Below are 16,598 nucleotides of genomic sequence, written 5' to 3'. Positions count from 1 at the left end.
CCTCGCCGCGGCCCCCGTGGAGGGGGCACGGCTCTACGCCCTTGTCTAGGGCTCTGTTCGGGTGCGCTCGGTGCCCGCGGGCCGTGTGCAGGAGGCACGGCACGGCTCTGGGCTCATCGGCCCCAGCTGCACTGGCGGCGGAGCTGCTTCAATATGTGTGTCGCGAGGTCTCTGGCGCTCTTCCGCTCCGCGTACCCCTGTGGTATCTTGGCCCAGCAGGCCTGCATCGTGGCCCGGACTATGCGCTGGTCTGTGGTGGCTACGGCGCAGCCGGCCCTGGAGGCCATGTAGTCTATGGCGCGGTCGGGTAGCCCGCTCCGGCACACCACCCTGACGCCCAGCGGCTCTAGCCGGGCCCGGAGCACCCGGCAGGCCTTCAACAGGCTCCCGTCGAGCCACAGGCAGCGAGCCAAGGGAGAGCCCCCGCCGGGAGGGGTGCTAGCCCTCCACGCTCCTAGCCCGCTCCAGCAGCTCCCTGAGGGTCACGGGCTTGCCGGGCTCCAGGCCGAGGCGCCTGAGCTCCTCCTCGCTGGCTATCACGGTCACTGTGCGGTACTCCTTGCAGAGCTCCTCTGGGGCGTGGCCTAGCATGCATATCTCGGCCTTTACCCAGGGCTTCTTAATCGCCTTGAAGCGGCTGCGTAGGGGCTCCTCCCGGTAGTCTAGGAGGTGGTACCACCGGGGCCTGGCAGCCTGGAGGAGTATCGTGGCCTCCCCCCGGAGGCCTAGGCGCTCCACCACCTCCTTGGGTATCCTTACCCGGTAGCCCGTGTAGACCCTCTCCTCGCCGCTGCGTAGCCTGACACGCTTCCTCTCCACACCCAGGGCCGCCACCAGGGGGACCCACTCTAGGGGCTTCGGGGGCTCAACAGGCCCCAGTATCTCCTCCAGCTCGCTCTCCCCAGCCGCCCTCTTGGCTACGGCCTCCAACGCGAACCACCATTGCCTCCTTGGCATCGCGGGAGGCCGCCCGGGGGCCGCGATGGTATGTCGCTTTCATGTATGCCTGGGTTCTTCCCCCCGGGCGGTCCCCCAGGCATAGGTATGTACGCCGGAGCGGCCGGAAATAATGTTTTCCGGCCGGAATATTTACCCCCTCCGGGCCCCCTTATCCAGGGAGCGGGCTGTGGGCAGGCCCGAGCCGGAAGAGATAGAGGCCGTGATGTGCGCGCTCTACGAGCTATGCCCGAGCCCGAACTGCCATGCTCCCCTGGAGGCTATCCGGCGGCTCGCCCGCCTACCGGGAGACAGGTTCTCGAAGACCCTACGGTGGCTCGAGAGGAAGGGGCTCATCACCTGCAAGAGGCACAGCAAGGGGCGGACGAGCTGCTACCCTACAAAGAGGCTGCTGGACGAGGCAAAGGAGAAGTGCCCAGAGATGTGGGAGAAGCTCTAGCCGCCTAGCCTGTCGAGGAGCTCCAGTACGTTACTTAGTACGACGTTTCTAGCCCCAGCGATTATTGCGGCACTCATTTTGCACCTCAACACTTTATCTTGGGTGATACTTGGCATCAGCTAGAGGAGTCAAGGGCTTCATACCTGCTTCTCGATATAGTCTCACGTAGCACTTCAGCTATGGTTTCTCTAAATTCACGCAGAGAGCTTATCAGGCTAGACTCAGCTACTACACGGTCGCCTAGTATGTCAAGACCTCTCGGAAGTACATACGTAGTTGTAAACACCTTTAGTAGCTTAACAGCATTGTCCGACGCCGGCCTAACTATAAATCCTTCTTCAAGGTTGATAAGCCCTATCTCTTCTAGCCTAAAGAAGTACTTCGATAGTATACTTAACGTACGCCTGTCGCCTGCTTCCTCGAAGAGATCCACGACACCGCTTCGCAGCAATCTTTCAAGTATTTCCAGAAGATCTATACCTTTTTGCGCGAGAACGGTATCATACCTTTTTGTAATATCGTACAGGTAGATGTATAGGTCCCTATCAATTGCTTCTTCTATGAATTTTGCTGGTGCAACTCCAACCCATAGATACCGATAACTTGAAGGTATAAGGAGGCCATGGTCGCTTAAAACCCGTATAATGCCTACTGCGGCTTCTTCACTTATCTTAAGTGAACGTGCTAGATCTCCCGGCGATACGCTCACATTGGTCACTATGTATTCAAGTACCGTTCTCATGATTCGTGAAGATCTTTCAAATAACTGGTTAACGCTCCTAATTACGTCACTCAACTCGGTACCGCGTAGAAGGACAAGCCTATGGAAGATAGCTTTGGGGACAACAAACCTGTCCGGTCCTATAAGCTCTACTATGCGGTACCGAAGTAGTCTACGCATGAATACTCTCTCCATTACCTCTGTATACGTTTTCGTACCCGCCTCTTCCCGTGCACGCTCTAGTATGGGGTCACCTATGCCTTCTAGGATTTCGTCGCGCGTGAGAACTTTATTATAGGCTATGCTGTAAAGTGCTACTGCTATGGGCTGATAGAAATCTGGTATTGAAGACATTACAGAGTCAAGCTTCTTTGTTAACCACTTATATGCTTCAAGGCCTGTTTCATGGAGTGGATAGAGTATCTTACGGTTCTTATCAAACCTGGCAAGATACAATGCGTCTACTTGTTCGAGGTAACGGTATCTTACGCTTCTATGCCTTGCGAGGCTCTCGACAAAAGCCCATTTTCTTCCAACTTCCTCTATTAGTTTATTGATGTCCATTGGTTCGCCTAAAAGGTTGGGTGGAAGCGAGAGAGCAAATAGACGCGTTACTCTCAAAATTCCTGAAAGCTCTGCCCTTTCAGCTCTAGCCATACTGTTATTGTCGAGCATGCCACTAGCCTTTACACGTTCATAATCTGTAACTATGTATATAGCTCCCGAGAAACGCCGAATTAAGGGTAAACCCTTCCAAAGTGCTTTTTGGAGGATGATTTTAGGGGATGGAGCTATATCGCCGTTGAACGCCTCAAGGGGTGAGTCACGTATTTTTGCGACACTGCGTACCTTGTAGAATATATGTTTCTCGCGCACCGTTTTTATCAATGAGGAGATATCAATATCGACTTGCTGCTCTAAGACATTCTCTACTCTCGAAATTACTCTCCATCCGAGGTCTGATAGTGATAGCTTATAGTTTTCATCATGAACAACAACGCCTAGTGAAATGAGTTTAGAGAGTATCTTCCATGCACGGTTATCGTTGACACCAAGCCATTCTATAAGATCCTTTACTGTGGCGTTTATGCCAGCCTTGTTCTTTGCTGCTATAACTATTAAGGCTTCAAGTGCACGTGGAGAGCGTACTATCCGGCTAAATGCCTCGTCTTCGGATAGGGAGTGGATCTGCAAGTACCCACCCCTCCAGGGGTGGGTACTTAGCCTCTATTTAAAAGCTTTACGGAATTGAGAGAATTTGATGGGGATATTTCTATAGCAGGGGTGGGTACTTGCAACTCCTATTAGCCTGTCCCGGCTAGCTTCCCTGCGGGCTCCTCCCGGGCATCGCCGGCGCCGCCGCTGTCTCGGCGCTGCTCCCTCCTCAGCTGCTCTAGGAGCCGGCGCCTCCTCTCCTCCAGCCTTCTATCGAGAACCCACCAGGGCTCGCCATGGAGCAGCTCTGGGGCGGCGTAGAACGCTACCGGCTCTCCGCGCTCATCCCTGTAGACGTAGAGCCTCCCCTCCCGGAGCCATTCTGCGACTTCCGTCTCGGTGATTACCCCCCTCCTCCGCAGCAGCTCCCGGGGCTCTATCCTCCTACGCTGCCTGTCATGCTTCCCTGCCATGTCTTGTCACCTCCTATGCTTCTTCGCATATCACTTCGTCGGGGCTGCCGTGGGCCTCCCGCTGCGCTAGCTTCTCCGCCTCCTCCACGCTGCCGGCCTCGACCTCGACCACGTATGTGACCCAGCACAGGTAGAGGGGCACGGCTCCCCGCCTCCACCCACACTACCCCGCGCCGGGAGAAAGCCATGGGCTGGATGGGCGCGGGGAGCGGCTACTAGATGCTGGTGGCAGCGGAGGCTGCCGATTGCCGCCAAGAGTTTCTCCCGGCAGGGGCCGGTAGGGGTGGAGGAGCCGGGTGGTGGCTGTGCCTAGGAGGCGTAGGCTCGTGGACCTGGAGATAATAATGGAGTCTCTTAAGGCCCGTAACCCGGAGTATGCGCGGCTCCTGGAGGAGCTGAGGAGGAGGCCGCTCTCCACCAGCGAGGCAGCAGCGCTCGTCGAGGGGAAGAGCAACAAGACCGTGTACGGGTTCCTCCGCCGCCTAGAGGCCAAGGGGCTTATCGAGGGCCGGCTGAACCCGGTCACCAATGAGGTGGTGTGGTACTTCAAGCAGAGCCGCGGCGGGAGAAGGTCCGAGGAGTAGGGCCGTAGGGCCTACGCGCCGTAGCTATGGCCCCGTGTTTTCTCCCCCATGTACTCCTCCATGCCTTCTCCTCGGCTTCTCTACACCAGTGTTGTGCTTCTCCGTGAGGCCTCTATGCGGGTGACGGCTGTCTACGCGTCTCCTCTACGCCTCCCACGGGCCGGTTACGGTCCGAAGCATACCCGGTGGCGTGTATGTCCTGGGCGCCGGGCAGTGAGAAAAAGCATAGTCATGTGGGGGCAGCGGTCCATGCGGGGCCTAGAAGCCGGGTAGAGCGTGGGAAACAGCGGTCCATGCTCAGGGTGGAGGCTCGCCGACGAGCTTCTAGGCCGGGGGTGGATCGTCGCCGCCGCGCGCGGCGCCCGGTTTCACTCTATAGGGGTGTGTCTGGGCTGTGGGTTGGCCTGTGTGTCTGGTTTCTGGGGTTGGGCTGGGTTGCTGGTTCTGGGGTAGCTGTGTTAGTGGTCGTGTGTATCCGGTGCGTCTGGCGTAGAGCCAGTTTCCTCTGGCTACTAGCCTGTAGCCGCGTCTGCGGAACTCCTGTGCTTCGCGGGCTTTGTCGCCGGGTAGGCATACTCTGTGGCCTGGGGGCTGGTCTAGCGTGATCCAGTAGCAGTCCTGCTCGGGGTCGTATTCGAGGCCCTGGGGCTCCGGCGGTGTTTCCTGTGCCTCTCCTCTCGGGGTTTCCGGCGTCTCTCTGGGCTGGGTTGCGCCTCTCTCCTCCCTGGCTGGCCTGGGCCCGTGGGGCTGTGCCGCTGACCCCCGTGTCTCCGGCGTGGCTCCATGCTGCTGGGCTGCCGCCTCTAGCCGGTCGAGCCTCTCCATGAGGCCCGCTAGGAGCTGCGTTACCCGGTCCATGTTCTCCGCCAGCTTCTGGAGCGTCTCGGTCTGCCGCGCCTGCGCCTCAGCGAGCCCCCGAACCGTCTCCCCGAGCGCCGCCAACATCCTAGCCTGGGCCTCGAGCAGCCCCCGGAGATCCTCCACGCTGGGCTGCCCCCGCTGGGGCTCCTCGTGCTCCCCCTCGACGCCGGCACCAGCCTCCCCGGCCCCTGCATGATCCTCCACGGGCTCCTTGAGGCTCCCCGCCGGCCCTCCATGCAGCCCCGGAGATCCCTCCCCAGCCTCCTCGACGGGCCCAGCCTCTTCGCCACCCGGAGCCTCCCCGAGGACCTCCCCCACATCACCGGCCTCTGCGCCCTCGACAGCCTCCACGCCGGCACCCGGGGCGGCCGGCGAAGCGGCGCCGCCACCGCCGCTGATCTCCTCGAGCGCCGCCTCCAGCAGCACGGCGCGGCGGCCAGTGAACGAGACCGGGAACAGCTTCACCGGCTTAGGCTTCCGGGCGGCGCCGAAGGGCCGCTGCATATCGGCCAGGCACTTCTTGGGGAACCACAGGTGGACCTCAACGAACGGCGTAGAACCATGCTTCTCGATGTTACGCGCCACCTGCTCGGGGTGCGTCGACAATTCGTTACAAGTTTCGACTTCCACGGCGACGGCCTGGCTGTACCTCAGCGCCAGGCCGGCCTTGTCGAAGGGTATGGCGACCAGGTCCGGCTTAGCGCTCAGCCCCGGGTCCTGCCGCGCCGGGGCCACATAGTAGCCGTGCTCCAGGTAGTAGAGCACCGCCGCGACCGCGAGCCTCCAGCCCTCGTCGCTGGGAGCCACCTGGCGGAGGCCGGCGAAGAGGCCGCCACGGTAGCGGAGCAGCAGCCTGTTCCCCTCCCGCCGCACCTCCACGAGGCCCCGGGCAGCCAGCTGGTCCCGGGCAGCCTCGGCGCGCTTAGGCGGCAGCCCCAGCCGCATCCGCACATCGCTCCACTGGGCCCAGCCGTCGCTAGACCCCCTCGACAACACGTAGACATGGTAGAGCACCAGCTGCTCGACGGGGCTGAGCCGCTCCCTCGGCAGGTAGCGGAGCACGGGGTTGAGCAGCTCCTCCACCGGCCGGCTCACAGCGCCCCGCGGCGGGAACCGGGGGAGCCGGCCACGGGCCTCCTCGAGCTCCCTCCTCTTGGGAGGCGCCGGGTCGGTCCGGACGAGGATAGGCGGATACCGCTCCTCGCCAGGGCCCCCGCGTATACGCACAACAGCCATGCCAGTAGCCAGCGAGGGCAGCAGCTCCTCCAGCGCCTCCGCGAACCTCGGGTCAATGCTCTTCAGCCGGTCCACGTCCGGGCCCTCGACGCTAAACACAACCTTCAACGCTGTGTTGCTGAACAGGCTCCGCAGCAGCTCCTCCGGAAGCTGCCGGGTATGCTGATGCGCAGCAATGACGTGTAAGCCATACTTCCTCGCCTCCGACAACATGGTCTCCAGCACCGGGAGGCCCGACAGGTTCTGAAACTCGTCGACAACAAGGAACACAGGGACCATAGGCACATCCATGCCCCTCTCCCGCGCCTCGCGGCGGGCGGCGGCGAAGAACCACAGCTTCATAACAATGAGGCTGGTGAGCAGCTCCGAGAACTCCTCACCCAGGTCCTTGGGCACATTGAACAGTACCAGGGCGCGCTCCTCGACCAGCCTCTCCACCGGCAACGTATCCTCGCTGGTAAGGTCACGGAGCAAGGGATGCGTAGCGAAGGGCTGGAGCCTCACTAGGGTTGAGAGGAAGCTCTGCTCCTGGATGTTCCGGAGAAGCTCCACCTGCGCCCTCCAGACACGGTCGAGCCTCTCGTCCCCCAGGTCTAGCTCCAGCTCGCCCCCGTAGAGGGCTAGCACAGCCTCGAAGAGCTGCTCGAAGGTCGGCACCCCGCCGCGGGCATAGAGAACCTGCAGCAGCGTACGGACGATGAACTTCACGTTTACAGCGGTCTCCGGGAGCCGCAGCACCTTCTCCATCACCTTCACGGTGTTGTCGACAGCCACAGCCCTAGCGAGCTCCCTATCGGGTATAGGCGGCGGCACGAGCGGGTTTACGGCGAAGTCGCGGCGCCGCGCATCCAGGTAGTATACCCGCTCGAGGCTGGGGACACGCTCCAGTATATCCCGCACAAGGTCGCCATGAGGATCGATAACGAATACGGCGCCGCGCCCGGTCTCCCATAGCCGCAAAACAAGGTTGAGGAGGAACGTGGACTTCCCCGCACCAGTACTGCCTATGACGTAGGCGTGCCGGTACAGGTCGTCTACGTCGATACGGACCTCCCGGCCGTCATGGAGCACCCCTATCCTTATCTCGCTGCGCCGCGGCGCTATCGAGGGAAGCCCAGCCCGGTGGGCGAAGTCCACGGGGAGCGGGCTAGAGGGCTCAGGCAGCTCTAGTACCGCCTTGAGCCGGTCCTCGGGGAGCCAGGGCCGCGAGGTGTCGCCCTTCTTCAGCCGCAGCGGGTCCCTCAGCCTAGCCATGTCCTTGCTCTTCTTGACCTTGATGCGTTCCAGCCGCCAGTGCTTCTCATCATCCACGAGCAATCGGGCTATGAGCTGCTCGGCCAGCTCCCGGGCCTTCTCCTCGCTTCCGGCGTAGACGCGGAAGGCCAGCTGCCAGACGCTCTGCGCCCGGCGGCGGAGCTCCTGCGCCAGCTGCTCGTCCCGCTTAACATTGAACACGGACTCCCCGAGAAGCACGCTCGCTAGGACACGGCCAGCCGTGTACTCTCTCCCCTCCTTTAGGCTCTCAGCCTTCTTCAAGAGCTTCTCCTTCAGCTTGTAGTCGCGGAGGGCCACGACCTGGACAACGGTCCCCGGCCCCATAGCCTCTAGGAGCCCGTGCCAGTCCCGGACCTCTACGGGGAGCCACCACTCCTTGCCGCGTATTCTAACCTCGTAGCCGTACGGAGGCAGCTCGGGCGGAGCCTTCTCCTCGGCGGCGGCCACCCTGTTGAAGCTGACCCGAGACGCCTCGGACAGGTAGTATATCTCGAGCCGGTCCTCGCTCCTGTGATACTCCAGCACGAAGCCGAGGCCGAGGACCGGCAGAACCCGCTCCCTGGAGCCCAGGAGGGGCCTGACGCGGAACCACCTGAGAGGCACAGCCCATGCACCCCCGGGGCTACAAGCCCTCCACCAGATAGCCCCGGGGCCGGGAGAAACAGAATTGCAAGAATTTGCACGTTTTTATAGTAGCCGTGCCTTAAATAGTGGGTGATAGCCTGGACCCCCTCTACGCCCTAGCCCCTGCAGCTCTAGCCCTCGCAGCCCTAGCCACAGCCACAATCCTGGCACTACTGAGACGCGACGCCAGGATACACATCCAGCTATGGAGACTACTAGAGGTCAAGATAGAACCCGTACGAGGCGAAGAAGACACACATGGAGACAATAGAACTCAGCCTAGCGCCAGGCTAGAACGGGAGAAGTAGGAGGGGAGGGGTGCGAAGGAGGGCGGCAGGGGGCGGCGGCAAGAGGGCGGGGGCGGCAGCCCGGGGCTCCAATTCTAGGCTATATCCACTTTGGGATAAGTGCTGCGGAGCATGGGCTAGCCTGTGGGCTCGAGCGCCAGGAAGAGCTTCTCGGTCTCTACCAGCTCCACGGCGTCGCCGAGCTCCTCGAGGAAGACCCTCCGGGTGCCCGTCACCCTGCTGCACATCTGGTGCCATGCGCTAGCGTAGTCGCTGCAGCGGAAGCCGCTGGCCTCCAGCTCCTCTAGCCTCTCTATGAAGGCCTCCCTGGCCTCCTCCCAGTCGCTGAAACGCTGCTCTTGCTCCGGCTCGACGCGCCACGGGTCCTCTGACACTACCCTGTAGAGCCTAACAACATAGGCCGCGGCTACTGCCACGGGTCTCACCCTAGCCTGGAGACTACTGCTAGCTTCTTGGAGGGGCTGGGTACTAGCTGCCACAGCCACCCCTCCTTCTCGAATACGTAGACGCCCCAGCCAGCCCCGTACAGCACAGCATCCATGGGCGCCCGGTCCATGAAAACCACCCTGAAGCCTAGCCCGGTGAACCGGGCTACTAGCTCCCGGAGGGTCTCGGGGGCCTTCACGGCTCTCAGCCCCCTGTGTAGCTTACGCTACAGGGCGGGGGTATAAAAGGCTTGTGGCGTACGCTACAAATATCTCGCATGGGCTGCGAGAGGATGGGGGAGGGGAGGCTTGCCGGGGGAGAGGAGGGAGCGCCTGGCCAGGGTAGTGCGGACAACCAAGACCGTGAGGGGGCGGCGGTACCCCTCATACTACGTGAAGATAGACATCCCGGAGCGCATCGCAGAGCGGGTCGAGGCCTACCGGGTCCTAGTCGACGAGGAGACCGGGAGGATAACCCTGGAGCCCATACCCCGCAGCCGGGGAGAAGAAAGCTAGTGGGCGAGGGCTAGGAGCAGCCCTATGGTCGCTATCAGCAGCGCTAGCACGCCCCACGGGAACGCTAGCAGCCGCGGGTCCCGGCCCAACAGCTTCCCCCAGAGCCTCTCAGACTCCATCCGTAGCGTATAAACGCTAGCCAGGAGCACGGCGAGCGCCACCGCCACCATCGCCACCGCAGCGGCTAGGCGGAGCCCCGTCAGCTTCTCCAGCACCGGGGAGGCCACCGCGGCGGCGAAGAGCACCGCGGCGAGCCTCTCCAGCTTCTCAGCCAGCCTCTCCAGGTACTCTATCCTGCGGAGCACCAGCTCCTCCCGCTCCACAGCCCCACACCCACCATGTAGCTTACGCTACACAGCTATTTAAACCCGGCGCGGGCGAACCAGCCTACAAGCCCATAGCCTAGAGCGCGAGAAGGGCTAGGAGGACAGCGAGGACAACCAGGCCCGGGACCAGCAGCACCCATGAGGGGAGCACTACTACCCGCTCCTCGCACTCTCCGCGGAGCCGCCTACCCGCCTCCTCCATGTAGCGGTCCTCCCACTCCTCGACCACGTCCCTGCCCTCAAACACCTCCACAGCCTCCACGTAGAGCCAGACCGCCCGCCTAGCTAGCCCGAGGTCCACGCCCCCAGGGCAACGGCAGCGGTGCTCTACGCAGAGCCACGCCTCGTACGGGTCCCGGAACCCCAGCCTCTCGAAGACACCCAGGATGCGAGCTAGCAGCCCAGCATAATCCACCACGGGCCCCAGGCCTATATAGGCGGCACACAGTGCACCCTATAGAGCCCAGCGGTGCTACGGACATGGTGTACGACGAAATAACAACCATACTCGCCATAGGGCGCCCCGACGATGTACTGCGCCACGGTCTCCGCGACGTAAACATAGTGGTCACAGAGAAGTACACGGTGGAGCAGCGAGAGCTTGACCTAGTAAGAAGCCTGGGAGGCAAAACAAGCTCACGCATAGTACACGTAATGCTTGACATGACAAAGCCCATAGAGGACAACATTGCGAAGCTGACCGCATGCTATCTACGCGTACTCGACGAGCCAAACACGCACATCCACGCTGTGAAGATAATACTACCGCTCAGCCACGAATGGCTCACAATAGTGCTCTTCTACACAGCAGCCGCGATAGACTACATAGGAGGCATATACCCACCCTCAATAGAGGTGCTCGTATACAACATAGAGAGCAAGGGGAAGAAGAAGGAAGTCTACACCATACTACCGCCGCCGAGGCTCCTGGACCCGCTCAATACACTAGCAGTAGACAGCCGGCTAGTCAGGCTCATAATAGAGAAGCCCCGCACGCTAAGGGAGCTCGCAGACGCCGTTAATGAGCCCTCAGACCATGTCGTGTACAAGGTGAAGAGACTCCTAGACCTAGGACTAGCAGAGATAGAATGCAGACCCCAAGGCCCGGTCTACACCGCCACAATCCTCGCAAAGATACTCTACCCCTCAAAAGACCTATGTCCATGGCCGGAGGCGAACCGTGAATAGCGAATAGCGTTCGCGCAGCAGGCTAACCGCCACAGCCACGAATCACCACAGAGCAAAGGATGCTAAACTGAGAGCACTCAACCGACAAAGAGAGACCAGGCAAAGAACCCAGCGGTGAAAGAACCCCCTCTGCAAACCACAGTAGTATAAATAACATGTATACTACTATGGAAAGAATACTTTGTAGTATTCTAGGCCCGGATTGACTCCCACCACGTGTTTAGGGAGAGCTCAGGCGAAGAGGCCCCGGCCCCGTGCAACTCCACATGCCTCTCCTCTGCAGACGGGCTAACAGCTGCGAGCTCGAGGAGAATACGTCAGCCTGGCAGCTAATCTTACTCTGTGGGCTTACCCGGTGGTTAGGCGATAAGCCTTGCCATGTCATGGCTGTCAGGCGATAGGCCCCAGCCATAGAAGCGGCGGTGTCTGCACCCGGCCGAAGCTACTCCACCGGGCATAGGGGATCCCGGGGAGAGCTCACACCCGTTGACAACATGGAATACTTCCGGCCCAGGCCTTGCCCCAGGACAGTTCCGGCCGCCTTTGTTCTAGGACCAGTTTACCGGGGATAGCTCGAGGAGAACCGGTCTGCCCTGGGACAGGCTACAGGCTATAGCCTGGGGCCTGGTAACTTGTTCTACACGTATTACCCATTAGGAGAGGTTAGCGATTAAGGGAAAAGGTAGTATTACCTTTTAACCAAATGCGCATAGGGGGTCCTTGGCTGGCTAGGCGCGGCGGGCGCGAATCATGGCCTCGACTTCGTGGAGGGGTATGCCGACTGGCCCTAGCCTGGAGGCTAGGAGGTAGAGGACGCGGAGCAGCTCTGCCAGCTCGCCGTAGGCCTTGGCCTCCTTCTCCCTGAGGCTCTTGATTAGCCCCCGGAGCCTCTTGACCAGGTAGCCCCGTAGCGCCTTTAGGGCGTCCTTTACCGTGCCTAGGGCCACCTTGCTCCTCCTGGCCCTCTTCTGGGCGGGGCCTGTGGCCCGGGCCCGGGGCGACGCCGTCACGACGGCTACGAAGGTGTCCCGGGCTGGCGGGGCCCGCTGGGCCGCGTAGCGGCGTAGCCGGCGGAGCTTCGCCTCCACCCTGCTCCAGGTGAGCGGCCGAGCCTCCTCCGTGGTGGAGTAGACCGCTATCACCAGGGGCGCTGAGGCCGGGAGCTCTACCTCGATGAGGAAGACCCTCCTATCGCTGCTGCCCTCGTCGAAGCGGGGGCGCAGCCCCTCCAGCCCCAGCTTCTCACGCACAAACCTCAGGGAACGGGCCACGGCCAGCATAAACTCGTTATACGCGTTGAGTGCTAGCCCCATCCTCTCCCTAGCCCACCGCTCGCCGGGCAAAGGAGGCTCACCTCCGGCCGCTAGTCATCAGCCTCTACTGCTCTGCAATCCCATCTCCATGCCCCTCCTCGCAGTAGAACCCCGGTACACCCCCATGCGGGGCCCTGCTCGAACCGGAGGAGCATCCTCGCTCTCCGCACCCACCGGTCTACCGTGAGGCAGCCAGCGGACGCCTCCATGGCGCACATGGCGTGGAAGAGGTCGAGCTCCAGGAGGTTTCTTAGGCGCCGGAAGCGCTGCCGCGCGGCCCTGCTGTACTCGGCTCCGAGCTCCCCGGCGAGCCTCTCCACTACGGCGCGCAGCTCGGCCCTCACACGCTCGCACTCCATGTCCCGGTCCACGCAGACCCGCAGCCCGCCACCGACACGCTCAACACTCACAGCCACGGCCCCTCACACCCTCTCCTCCGCGCAGTATACGACGTGCCCGTCCATCTTCATCCTACGGAAGAGCCTCCCCGTGTACTCCACGAGCGCGTCGTTGATCTTGCCGCGGCTAGCGTCGAGGCCGAGCTGGCGGAGCCTCTCAGCAACCTCCCTGGGCCCCATACAGCCCTCCAGCCGGAGCAGCATCCACACCATCCCCGCAATCACCTCCCTGTAGAGCCCCGGCCGTAGAATCACCTTGGCCACGGCTAGCCACCACCATGCTCCACGAGCAGCTCTACGAGGCGCTCGAGGAACGTCGTGAAGTAGACTATGCGCATGGACCCGTCCTTGGCCGACCAGAGGTAGGGCACCCTGGGGAAGGTCCACGTCTTGCTGTCCCATGAGCCCGGCGGCAGCTTCTCGGCGGCCACGATGTCGAGCGGCGCGCCGAACAAGTGGAGCCGGACGTTGGCTAGCCCGTGCTCCTCGAGGAGGCCCCGGGACCTGTAGACAGCATCCCTCCACAATGCCTTCTTCCTGCCGGCTAGGAGCTTCAGCGAGCCCAGCGCCACGCAGCCATACTTCTCCACGACGCCGGTCTCCACTAGCCACGCTAGGTGCTCTGTGTGGGGCGTCTCCCGGCTAGCCTGCGCGACCGGTATCCACGGTAGCTCGGGGTGCTCGCTGAGGAGCCGCTCCTGCAGCCTCATGGTCAGCGGGACGTTATCCGGCACAGTGGCCGGCACGTCGGGGAGCACTATCCTCCACTCGAACCCGTACTCCCGGGCCAGCTCCCGTAGCCTGTCGACGGCCTCCCACAGCGTGTCCCAGAACTTGTCGCTGTACTCCGCGGTTCTACCGTTGAACCAGTCCATTATGCCCACGTCGAGGATAACGCTGCTGGGCCTCGCCCCCAGCCTCCTCATGCTCTCCAGTAGCTTCTCCAGCGCGTCCACGGACTTGACGGGGACCAGCAGCCACGGCCAGAGGGGTACTGGCGACAGCGTGTAGTAGGCTAGATTCCTCCTTGCCAGGGCCAGCGCTGCCTTGATTACTGTCTCCACGGCGCCTCCGTGGATAATTCCCACGTCGGGATTATCCATGCGCCTCATGTGCCGGGGCCCAATGCCCAGTAGGCGCCAGAGGCTACGGTACGCGGTAACGTAGGGCACGCCTAGGCTGGCGGCTATGGCTCTAAGGCTGGTCATGGCTCCTCGGCCTCCCACTCCGGCTCTCCGAAGGCGTTGGGCACACCGGCCTCGGTGAGCGCCTTGGCTAGCACTATGGCGTGTTCGCCGCGGCACGCGCCGCCCTCGCAGCGTGTACCATCGCTCGCGGTTACCCGGCACCTCCACGTCTTGAAGAAACGGCACTCGGCGCGCACCACCAGCCCCGCTGCCACGTACACGGCGCGCGCCTCGCAGCCGTCGCCGGCTATGCGGGAGCCCACGGTGTGGCGGAGTACAGGCATATGCCGGTCCAGCGCCTCCGCGAGCCGCTCTAGAGCCTCAGCCATGGCTCCCGGCCCTCTCCAGGAGCTTCCTCAGCTCCTCGGCCCTGGCCGCTGTGCACTCGTCCATGCAGTGCTCGGGGTCGCAGTAGTCGCAGCTCCTGCACTCCACGTCGCAGATGCTCCATGCTACCAGCTCCACGGCCTTCCCTGGGGGCAGCTCGTCGAGCGCGTCGCTGAGGACTAGCACCAGCCTGCCCAGCACCATGGGCGCCGGCAGCCCAGCCATGCTGGCTACGAGCTTCTCCGCTAGCACCGCCCCGTGGCCCGCCACCCTCCATCACCCCGCTACAGGAGCTCCTGTAGCTCCGGCACCCTGCGGAGAGCGTTGAGCGCGTCGGGGAGCCCGTCGAAGCCGAATATCGTGTACCTGGTTACTGTCTCGCTTGGCCACCTTGCCGCCCGCTTCTTGGCCTCGTTCCAGAGCCTTAGGTGCTTCCTCGGGAGGAAGACCACGGCGCGCTCGAGGCCCCGGTCCATGAGCCTCTCTATGGCCTCTGCTAGCATCCCGGATACCATGCTGCGTAGGAGGGGGCGCTGGAGGACCTCGTCGGGGTGGAGCTCGTAGCAGCAGGCTGGGTACTCCTCGGCCCGCTCGTACGGCACCAGGAGGAGCAGGTCGCTGAGGTAGAGCCACTCGATGCCCCTGGGCCGGTTCTCCCCCGCGCTCCAGAGCCCGAGGCGGCGGAGCAGCCCCCGTATCTTCCGCGACGTGGGGCTCCTCGTGTAGGGCTTCACGCTAGAGCAGGGCGTAACAAGCGCCACGCTAGCCCGGGGCCTGTACTCCCGGAGGAGCCACATCCACCACTCCTTTACAGCCGGGTGCTCGAAGGCCCTGGGGCCCACCAGCCCCGGGTCCAAGCCGTTATGATGCCTCGGGGGCCATGTCCCGTTCTCCTTCCGGACCACGTACCTGTAGCCGCGCCTCACGGTCGTAGCCACTATGTCACCCCCTCGCTAGTATCTTGTAGAAGTTCTTGGAGTAGCGTATAGCCAGCCCCTGCTTCTCCATGGCCTTCAACAGTCTGCCGGCGCTTCTCGACGGGATTCCTAGCATTGCTGTTAGGTCATGGGGGCTGACGTATACGACGCCGAGCCTTCTCAGCACTTGCGCGATCTTCTTGGGGTCAACCGTCACCCTCACACCCGGTCACCCCAGCCGCAGAGCCATGATCCTGTGCATCTCCGGCCCCATAGCCCACGGGAAGGGCTCGACGCGGGCCTCGCAGCCCGTAGCCTCCTCCACCGCCCGCCGCGTGAGGATGGCCATGGCGTCGCAGTCCCGGAGCCCCCGAGGCACTGCACCAAGCAGAACCAAGTCCTCCATCACCTGCTCAAGGTCGGGTACTGGGTGCCCATAGCAGTCGGTCAGTATGACCTGGAGGACACAGGGGCCGACCCTGAACAGCGCCACGGCGCTAGGCCTCCGCTCTGCTGTCGCCGCTAGACTCCTCCCGCGGTGGGAGGAGGCCGCGGCGCTCGAGGAACTCGCGGAGCGCTTCGCGGATGATCTCGCTGCGGGAGTCGTAGCCCAGCATGGCCACGGCGTTGTCGAGGGCTGCCAGAAGGCGCGCATCGAGCTTGAAGGTGACCACCCGTAGCCCAGTGAGCGGCCCCTCTCCGCGCCTGGGAGGCTCCGCCGGCTCATCGCCCCGGCTGGGCTCCTGGCCGCTGCTGCGCCGGGGAACCGGGATTGTCAGCACGTAGCTGTTACTGTTCCACTCCCTCGCCAGCCCCAGCCTCCTCATCTCCCGGACAATGGCGCTAGCCTTCCACGGCGACACGCCGAGCATACGGGCAAGCCGCCTCACCGTGAAGAACTGCACACCATTCTCCGCCAGAACCCGGGCAGCAACCCCAGCCTCCACACTCAGAGACACAACACCGGCCCGAGCCACACCCAACCACCCCTACGGAGAACCATCGGAAGAAGCATAGGACTCCGGGCTACGGAGAAGGGAGCGAACATCCTCCTCTAGGAGACGTAGACTGTGGAGGAGCTCAGAAGCAGGGACACCCTCCTCGAGGTCTTCGAGTAAGTCCGTCAAGCGGACAAGAAGATCGGAGGCAGCACGAACCACGCGGCTGTCGCGACTGCGGTAGGCAAGCCACGCGACACGGTTCTTCAGGAAACGGATACGAGCCTCGAGCTGCTCCACAGGAAAAACAATATCTGGAGATACCGTGTCCCTACCTACCCGAACCCGAAGAGCCGCCGTACTGGTCATACCCGGGCCTCCGGGCCCCCGCGGGGCCACAAGCGCCCCCGGGCGGCCCACAAATTGGACA

Annotated in this window: 26 protein-coding genes; 5 read left to right on the top strand and 21 right to left on the bottom strand. The window is 62.6% G+C overall.

What is annotated here, in order from left to right; translation table 11 throughout:
• Positions 1–113: 113 nt before the first annotated feature.
• The gene (locus Pyrde_RS03650) at positions 114–413 is read right to left on the bottom strand and encodes a hypothetical protein (RefSeq protein ID WP_055408291.1); all 300 of its coding nucleotides are present in this window, start codon (positions 411–413) and stop codon (positions 114–116) included.
• Positions 414–438: 25 nt separating this feature from the next.
• Positions 439–957, bottom strand: coding sequence for a hypothetical protein (locus Pyrde_RS03645; protein WP_156327994.1), 519 nt, complete (start codon positions 955–957; stop codon positions 439–441).
• 169 nt (positions 958–1,126) lie between these two features.
• On the opposite strand from Pyrde_RS03645, the gene Pyrde_RS03640 reads away from it, so the two are divergent.
• Positions 1,127–1,396 carry a hypothetical protein gene (locus Pyrde_RS03640; protein ID WP_156327993.1) on the top strand — a complete coding sequence of 90 codons (270 nt, stop codon included), beginning with the start codon at positions 1,127–1,129 and terminating at the stop codon, positions 1,394–1,396.
• Positions 1,397–1,511: 115 nt separating this feature from the next.
• Here the strand turns inward: Pyrde_RS03640 and Pyrde_RS03635 are convergent, their stop codons facing one another.
• From Pyrde_RS03635 to Pyrde_RS10960, 3 genes are all read right to left on the bottom strand, one after another.
• Entirely contained in the window at positions 1,512–3,311 is a 1,800-nt protein-coding gene (locus Pyrde_RS03635; protein WP_055408285.1) for a hypothetical protein, read from the bottom strand.
• A gap of 110 nt (positions 3,312–3,421) precedes the next feature.
• Positions 3,422–3,745: a hypothetical protein gene (locus Pyrde_RS03630; protein WP_055408283.1), complete on the bottom strand. Its 324-nt coding sequence runs from the start codon at positions 3,743–3,745 to the stop codon at positions 3,422–3,424.
• A 13-nt stretch (positions 3,746–3,758) separates the two neighbouring features.
• Positions 3,759–3,887: a hypothetical protein gene (locus Pyrde_RS10960; protein ID WP_257719968.1), complete on the bottom strand. Its 129-nt coding sequence runs from the start codon at positions 3,885–3,887 to the stop codon at positions 3,759–3,761.
• A 163-nt stretch (positions 3,888–4,050) separates the two neighbouring features.
• On the opposite strand from Pyrde_RS10960, the gene Pyrde_RS03625 reads away from it, so the two are divergent.
• Positions 4,051–4,329, top strand: coding sequence for a LexA family transcriptional regulator (locus tag Pyrde_RS03625; protein WP_156327992.1), 279 nt, complete (start codon positions 4,051–4,053; stop codon positions 4,327–4,329).
• 324 nt (positions 4,330–4,653) lie between these two features.
• On the opposite strand, the gene Pyrde_RS03620 is transcribed toward Pyrde_RS03625, so the two are convergent.
• Entirely contained in the window at positions 4,654–8,304 is a 3,651-nt protein-coding gene (locus tag Pyrde_RS03620) for an ATP-binding protein (RefSeq protein WP_055408279.1), read from the bottom strand.
• A 107-nt stretch (positions 8,305–8,411) separates the two neighbouring features.
• On the opposite strand from Pyrde_RS03620, the gene Pyrde_RS03615 reads away from it, so the two are divergent.
• Positions 8,412–8,633, top strand: a complete 222-nt coding sequence (locus tag Pyrde_RS03615) for a hypothetical protein (protein ID WP_055408277.1) — start codon at positions 8,412–8,414, stop codon at positions 8,631–8,633.
• Positions 8,634–8,749: 116 nt separating this feature from the next.
• Here the strand turns inward: Pyrde_RS03615 and Pyrde_RS03610 are convergent, their stop codons facing one another.
• Positions 8,750–9,049, bottom strand: coding sequence for a hypothetical protein (locus Pyrde_RS03610; RefSeq protein WP_156327991.1), 300 nt, complete (start codon positions 9,047–9,049; stop codon positions 8,750–8,752).
• 5 nt (positions 9,050–9,054) lie between these two features.
• Positions 9,055–9,258 (bottom strand): hypothetical protein, encoded by a 204-nt coding sequence (locus tag Pyrde_RS03605; protein WP_055408273.1) that lies wholly within the window; start codon positions 9,256–9,258, stop codon positions 9,055–9,057.
• Between the two features lie 109 nt (positions 9,259–9,367).
• On the opposite strand from Pyrde_RS03605, the gene Pyrde_RS03600 reads away from it, so the two are divergent.
• A complete protein-coding gene (locus Pyrde_RS03600) occupies positions 9,368–9,574 on the top strand; it encodes a hypothetical protein (protein WP_055408271.1) in 207 nt (68 codons plus the stop codon).
• On the opposite strand, the gene Pyrde_RS03595 is transcribed toward Pyrde_RS03600, so the two are convergent.
• Together Pyrde_RS03595 and Pyrde_RS03590 are read right to left on the bottom strand one after the other, a co-directional pair.
• Positions 9,571–9,897, bottom strand: a complete 327-nt coding sequence (locus Pyrde_RS03595; protein ID WP_055408269.1) for a hypothetical protein — start codon at positions 9,895–9,897, stop codon at positions 9,571–9,573. The two genes, Pyrde_RS03600 and Pyrde_RS03595, sit on opposite strands and share 4 nt — an antisense overlap.
• A 79-nt stretch (positions 9,898–9,976) precedes the next feature.
• Entirely contained in the window at positions 9,977–10,315 is a 339-nt protein-coding gene (locus Pyrde_RS03590; protein ID WP_156327990.1) for a hypothetical protein, read from the bottom strand.
• 65 nt (positions 10,316–10,380) lie between these two features.
• On the opposite strand from Pyrde_RS03590, the gene Pyrde_RS03585 reads away from it, so the two are divergent.
• Positions 10,381–11,088: a hypothetical protein gene (locus Pyrde_RS03585; protein ID WP_156327989.1), complete on the top strand. Its 708-nt coding sequence runs from the start codon at positions 10,381–10,383 to the stop codon at positions 11,086–11,088.
• Positions 11,089–11,816: 728 nt separating this feature from the next.
• Here Pyrde_RS03585 and Pyrde_RS03580 read toward each other — a convergent pair.
• From Pyrde_RS03580 to Pyrde_RS03530, 11 genes are read right to left on the bottom strand one after another with little or no spacing between them, the layout of a single operon-like run.
• Positions 11,817–12,431 carry a hypothetical protein gene (locus Pyrde_RS03580; RefSeq protein WP_055408263.1) on the bottom strand — a complete coding sequence of 205 codons (615 nt, stop codon included), beginning with the start codon at positions 12,429–12,431 and terminating at the stop codon, positions 11,817–11,819.
• A 20-nt stretch (positions 12,432–12,451) separates the two neighbouring features.
• Positions 12,452–12,817 carry a hypothetical protein gene (locus tag Pyrde_RS03575; RefSeq protein ID WP_055408261.1) on the bottom strand — a complete coding sequence of 122 codons (366 nt, stop codon included), beginning with the start codon at positions 12,815–12,817 and terminating at the stop codon, positions 12,452–12,454.
• A 6-nt stretch (positions 12,818–12,823) separates the two neighbouring features.
• The gene (locus Pyrde_RS03570; RefSeq protein ID WP_055408259.1) at positions 12,824–13,063 is read right to left on the bottom strand and encodes a hypothetical protein; all 240 of its coding nucleotides are present in this window, start codon (positions 13,061–13,063) and stop codon (positions 12,824–12,826) included.
• Between the two features lie 2 nt (positions 13,064–13,065).
• On the bottom strand, positions 13,066–14,007 hold the full coding sequence (locus Pyrde_RS03565) for a hypothetical protein (RefSeq protein ID WP_055408256.1): 942 nt from the start codon (positions 14,005–14,007) through the stop codon (positions 13,066–13,068).
• On the bottom strand, positions 14,004–14,315 hold the full coding sequence (locus Pyrde_RS03560; RefSeq protein ID WP_055408254.1) for a hypothetical protein: 312 nt from the start codon (positions 14,313–14,315) through the stop codon (positions 14,004–14,006). The genes Pyrde_RS03565 and Pyrde_RS03560 overlap by 4 nt, the downstream gene beginning before the upstream one ends.
• The gene (locus Pyrde_RS03555; RefSeq protein WP_055408253.1) at positions 14,308–14,583 is read right to left on the bottom strand and encodes a hypothetical protein; all 276 of its coding nucleotides are present in this window, start codon (positions 14,581–14,583) and stop codon (positions 14,308–14,310) included. Before Pyrde_RS03555 ends, Pyrde_RS03560 begins: the two co-directional genes overlap by 8 nt.
• A 14-nt stretch (positions 14,584–14,597) precedes the next feature.
• Positions 14,598–15,251: a hypothetical protein gene (locus Pyrde_RS03550; RefSeq protein WP_231656786.1), complete on the bottom strand. Its 654-nt coding sequence runs from the start codon at positions 15,249–15,251 to the stop codon at positions 14,598–14,600.
• A gap of 4 nt (positions 15,252–15,255) precedes the next feature.
• Positions 15,256–15,453 carry a hypothetical protein gene (locus tag Pyrde_RS03545; RefSeq protein ID WP_143522051.1) on the bottom strand — a complete coding sequence of 66 codons (198 nt, stop codon included), beginning with the start codon at positions 15,451–15,453 and terminating at the stop codon, positions 15,256–15,258.
• 6 nt (positions 15,454–15,459) lie between these two features.
• The gene (locus Pyrde_RS03540) at positions 15,460–15,723 is read right to left on the bottom strand and encodes a hypothetical protein (RefSeq protein ID WP_055408247.1); all 264 of its coding nucleotides are present in this window, start codon (positions 15,721–15,723) and stop codon (positions 15,460–15,462) included.
• Between the two features lie 4 nt (positions 15,724–15,727).
• Entirely contained in the window at positions 15,728–16,207 is a 480-nt protein-coding gene (locus Pyrde_RS03535) for a CopG family ribbon-helix-helix protein (RefSeq protein ID WP_197272731.1), read from the bottom strand.
• Between the two features lie 12 nt (positions 16,208–16,219).
• The gene (locus tag Pyrde_RS03530) at positions 16,220–16,537 is read right to left on the bottom strand and encodes a hypothetical protein (RefSeq protein ID WP_143522052.1); all 318 of its coding nucleotides are present in this window, start codon (positions 16,535–16,537) and stop codon (positions 16,220–16,222) included.
• Between the last annotated feature and the right edge of the window lie 61 nt (positions 16,538–16,598).

The organism is Pyrodictium delaneyi (assembly GCF_001412615.1).
Lineage (GTDB): Archaea > Thermoproteota > Thermoprotei_A > Sulfolobales > Pyrodictiaceae > Pyrodictium > Pyrodictium delaneyi.
This window is presented reverse-complemented; position numbering and strand designations above follow the sequence as displayed.